Below are 4517 nucleotides of genomic sequence, written 5' to 3' on the forward strand. Positions count from 1 at the left end.
GGCCCGGACGCCGCGGCGCCGGAGCCGGCAGCGGCGGTACCCGGGCCGGACGCGGCGCCGGCCGTGGCACCCCGCGCGGCGCCCGCCGACACGGGGGCCGCGAGCTGCACGCGGAAGCTGGCGTGATTGACGATGACCTGCGCGGGGTCGCACGGCACCTTGACCGAGCTCAGTACCGGCTCGTCATCGAAGCCCGGCGAGCGTCCCCCCGTAGGCGTGCGGGGTGTTCTGGTGTCCACGCTCATCTAACCGAGTGACCAGCGTTTAAGACACTGCCTTGACCGCGTCGATCTGTCCGAGACCCGTCAAAACTTCCCGGGTTGTACGGAGGGTGATGTTCTGCCCGGGGTTATCGCCGGGTGCCGGCCCGGTTCCCGAGCTCCGTCGGCCCGGTATGCGACCGGACCGAGGACGGCCGGAGGGGCTGTGCACGCGGGGAGCGGCCGGGAGGCAACGCACGCGGGCAGCGGCCGGAAAGGCAACGCACGCGGAGGGGCGGCCGGAGGGGCAACGCACGCGGGGGCGGGCAACCGCCCGCCCCCGCGAAGCGCACCTATGTGGCGTCAGGCCCGGCGGCGGGCCGCCTCCCACAGGACGACGCCCGCGGCGACGCCCGCGTTCAGCGACTCGGCGCCGCCCGGCATCGGGATGCGGACGCGCACGTCACAGGTCTCGCCGACCAGGCGCGAGAGGCCCTTGCCCTCGCTGCCGACGACGATGACGACCGGGCCGTCCAGCGGCTCCAGGTCCTGCAGCTCGACCTCGCCGTCGGCCGCCAGGCCCACGACGATCATGTTGGCCTTCTGGTACGACTCCAGCGTGCGGGTGAGGTTGGTGGCGCGCGCGACCGGCGTGCGCGCTGCGGTACCGGCGGAGGTCTTCCACGCACCCGCCGTCATGCCGGCCGCGCGGCGCTCCGGTACGACCACGCCGTGGCCGCCGAACGCGGAGACCGAACGGACCACCGCACCGAGGTTGCGCGGGTCCGTGACGCCGTCGAGTGCGACGATCAGCGGGTCCTCGCCGGCGTCGAACGCGGCCGCGGCCAGGTCCTCCGGGTGCGCGTACTCGTACGGCGGGATCTGCAGGACCAGGCCCTGGTGGTTGAGCCCATTGGTCATCCGGTCCAGCTCGGGACGCGGCGCCTCCAGGATGTTCATGCCGCGGTCGGCGGCGAGCTGGAGCGCCTCGCGCACCCGCTCGTCGCTGTCGATGAACTGCTGGACGTAGAGGGTCGTCGCGGGGATGTCCTCGCGCAGCGCCTCCACGACCGGGTTACGGCCGACGACCAGCTCGGCCGTGCCCTTGGCGCCGCCGCGGCGCGGGGCCGGGCGGCGGTGGGCCGCCTGCTTGGCCTTCGCGTTGGCGACGCGGTTCTTCACATGTCCCTTGCGGGCGGACGCGGGCGGGGTGGGGCCCTTGCCCTCCAGGCCCCGGCGGCGCTGGCCGCCGCTGCCGACCTGCATGCCCTTCTTGTTGGACGTGCGGCGGTTCCTGCGCTGGCTGTTGCCGGCCATGGGTCACCTGTTTCTTACTGCTCTCGACGTCTCTCGACGTGGATGTCTGCTGCGTATACGTATGAGTGTCGCCCGCGGCGCCCTGCACGGGCGACCGGGGCGGGGGCTGCGCCGCCCGCGTCCACCGGGGCGCGGGCGTCGCCGTCTGTCACGACAGTGACCAGCGCGGCCCCGACGGGGTGTCCTCGATGGCGAGCCCGGACTGCTGGAGCTGGTCGCGGATCGCGTCGGCGGTGGCGTAGTCCTTACGGGCGCGGGCCGCCTGGCGCTGGTCCAGGACCATGCGGACGAGGGAGTCGACGACGCCGTGCAGGTCCTCGCCGCGCTCCGAGCCGCCGCCGGACCACTTCTCGTCCAGCGGGTCCAGGCCCAGCACGCCGAGCATGGCACGGACCTCGGCCAGCCGGGCGACGGCCGCTTCCTTGTCGTCCGCGGCCAGGGCGGAATTGCCCTGCCGGACGGCCGTGTGCACGATCGCCAGCGCCTGCGGGACGCCCAGGTCGTCGTCCATCGCCTCGGCGAAGGCCAGCGGCACCTCGGCGGCGGGCTCGACCGGTCCCCCGGCCAGCTCCACGACGCGCTGGACGAAGCCCTCGATGCGCGCGAACGCGGACTCGGCCTCGCGGAGCGCTTCCTCGCTGTACTCGATCATCGAACGGTAGTGCGGGGTGCCGAGGTAGTAGCGCAGCACGATGGGGCGCCAGCGCTTGACCATCTCGGAGACGAGCACGGAGTTGCCCAGCGACTTGGACATCTTCTCGCCGCTCATCGTGACCCAGGCGTTGTGCGCCCAGTACCGCGCGAACTCGTCGCCGAACGCCTTGGCCTGCGCGATCTCGTTCTCGTGGTGCGGGAAGACGAGGTCGACGCCGCCGCCGTGGATGTCGAACTGCTCACCCAGGTACTTGTGGGCCATCGCCGAGCACTCCAGGTGCCAGCCGGGCCGGCCGCGGCCCCAGGGGGTCTCCCAGCTGGGCTCCCCCTCCTTGGCCGCCTTCCACATCGCGAAGTCGCGCGGGTCCCGCTTGCCGGTCTCGCCCTCGCCGGAGGGCTGCAGCAGCTTGTCCAGCTCCTGGCCGGAGAGCTCCAGATAGCCGGGGAAGGAGCGCACGTCGAAGTAGACGTTGCCGTCGGCGGCGTAGGCGTGGCCACGCTCGATCAGGCCGCGCATCATTTCGATCATCTCGGGGACGTGTCCGGTCGCGCGCGGCTCGTACGTCGGCCGCAGGCAGCCGAGGGTGTCGTACGCGGTGTTGAACGCGACCTCGTTCTCGTACCCGATCGCCCACCAGGGGCGGCCCTGCTCGGCCGACTTCCTGATGATCTTGTCGTCGATGTCCGTGACATTCCGCACGAACGTCACGTCGTAGCCGCGGTACTCGAACCAGCGGCGCATGATGTCGAAGTTCAGTCCCGACCGGATGTGCCCGATATGCGGGGCGGCCTGCACGGTCGCGCCACACAGGTAGATCGAGACGCAGCCCGGCGTGAGCGGGGTGAAGTCACGGATCTGCCGGGCGCTGGTGTCGTACAGGCGAATGGTCACGCATCAAGGGTAGACGGAACGAGGCAGTGCCCCGCGACCCGATGGCCCACGGAGACACAGAAGCGTGATACTCGCGGGTGTTCCACGCCACTTCGCGGTGGTACGCCCGGGGATGCGTGGTGAGGGCGGAAGGGGTACGCGACGGGAGCGCGACCGGGTCGGTCAGAGGCGCCCGACGATCTTCCGCGGGCTGATGCGGACGACCACGCGCGTGCCGTCCCGGCCGGCCCTCGTGTTGAACTCCGCGTACGGCTTGCCCGTGTACTTCACCGAGAGCTCGTCGAGCAGCTCCTGCGCGCCGTCGGTGCTGAGCTCCGCTGTGCCGCGTATCTCGGCGTAGATGTACGGGTCGTCGGCGGGCTGGACGACGACGGTCACCCGGGGGTCACGCCGCAGGTTCGCGGCCTTCCGCCGTTCCTCGGTCGTGGAGAACAGCAGGTCGTCGCCGTCCCGCTTGACCCACACCGGGGAGACCTGCGGGCTGCCGTCGGGCTGGATGGTGGCCACGGTGACCAGCACCTGGGAATCGAGAACCTTCTTGAGCGCCTCGGAGAGCTCGACTGCCACGGCGGTTCCTTCCTGCGGAGCGTACGGAACGGGCTCGGTCGACTACTGCTGCCGGGCCAACGTCCGTACGGGCCGGGGAATTCCCTCACGGCGAGGAATTCCCCTTGAGGAACGAGGAGTTCACCGCTGCGCCCGTATACGCAGCCCTTGGGGCCCCCACCCCGTCTGACGAACGGGGGGCGGGGGATGTTCGCGTCCTGCTCGGATTCAGCGGCGGTTCACCCGCAGGGGGGACGAGGCGGCGGGGGCCGGACGGGCCGACCCTGGCGGCGCCGGCCGAGGTGGGTGCAGCCGGGCGCGGCCCCGCGCCCCGGGGCATTACGCCGTGCGGATCACCAAGGCCGTGGCCAGGGCTGCCAGGCCCTCGGCTCGGCCCGTGAGGCCGAGGCCGTCGGTGGTGGTGCCGGAGACCGCAACCGGGGCGTCGGCCGCCTCGGAGAGGGCCTTCTGGGCCTCCTCGCGGCGCTTGCCGATCTTCGGGCGTACGCCGATGACCTGGACGGCGATGTTGCCGATCTCGAAGCCCTCCGCGCGGACGATGCGGGCGGCCTCGGCGAGCAGGGTCACGCCGGAGGCGCCGGACCACTCGGGGCGGCTCGTACCGAAGTGGGCGCCGAGGTCGCCGATGCCGGCAGCGGAGAAGAGTGCGTCGCAGGCGGCGTGCGCGGCGACGTCGCCGTCGCTGTGCCCGGCGAGGCCGTAGCCGCCGCTGGCCGCCTCGTCCCAGAGCAGGCCGGCGCACCACAGCTCACGCCCCTGCTCAAAGGCGTGTACGTCCGTCCCGATCCCCACCTGGGGCAACGCGACCATGAAATTTTCCTCCCTGCGAGTGAACATCGAACCGCGCGAGAACTCCGCCCCGCCCCCGCTCGTCGGACGGGTAGGGG

4 protein-coding genes and 1 pseudogene are annotated in these 4517 nt (G+C 72.0%); all 5 read right to left on the reverse strand.

The features are described 5' to 3' along the window. Window positions 1–245 (reverse strand): annotated as a pseudogene (locus tag CCS38_RS26275) (hypothetical protein); the annotation flags it as partial. 318 nt (window positions 246–563) lie between these two features. Beyond that, entirely contained in the window at window positions 564–1517 is a 954-nt protein-coding gene (rlmB, locus tag CCS38_RS26280; RefSeq protein WP_223735802.1) for a 23S rRNA (guanosine(2251)-2'-O)-methyltransferase RlmB, read from the reverse strand. 148 nt (window positions 1518–1665) lie between these two features. Continuing rightward, a complete protein-coding gene (cysS, locus tag CCS38_RS26285; RefSeq protein ID WP_223735803.1) occupies window positions 1666–3063 on the reverse strand; it encodes a cysteine--tRNA ligase in 1398 nt (465 codons plus the stop codon). A gap of 162 nt (window positions 3064–3225) precedes the next feature. Continuing rightward, window positions 3226–3630, reverse strand: a complete 405-nt coding sequence (locus CCS38_RS26290; RefSeq protein ID WP_223735804.1) for a PPOX class F420-dependent oxidoreductase — start codon at window positions 3628–3630, stop codon at window positions 3226–3228. Window positions 3631–3948: 318 nt separating this feature from the next. Continuing rightward, window positions 3949–4440, reverse strand: coding sequence for a 2-C-methyl-D-erythritol 2,4-cyclodiphosphate synthase (gene ispF / locus CCS38_RS26295; protein ID WP_223735805.1), 492 nt, complete (start codon window positions 4438–4440; stop codon window positions 3949–3951). Window positions 4441–4517 lie beyond the last annotated feature (77 nt).

This window comes from Streptomyces purpurogeneiscleroticus (genome assembly GCF_020024005.1).
Classification (GTDB): domain Bacteria; phylum Actinomycetota; class Actinomycetes; order Streptomycetales; family Streptomycetaceae; genus Streptomyces; species Streptomyces purpurogeneiscleroticus.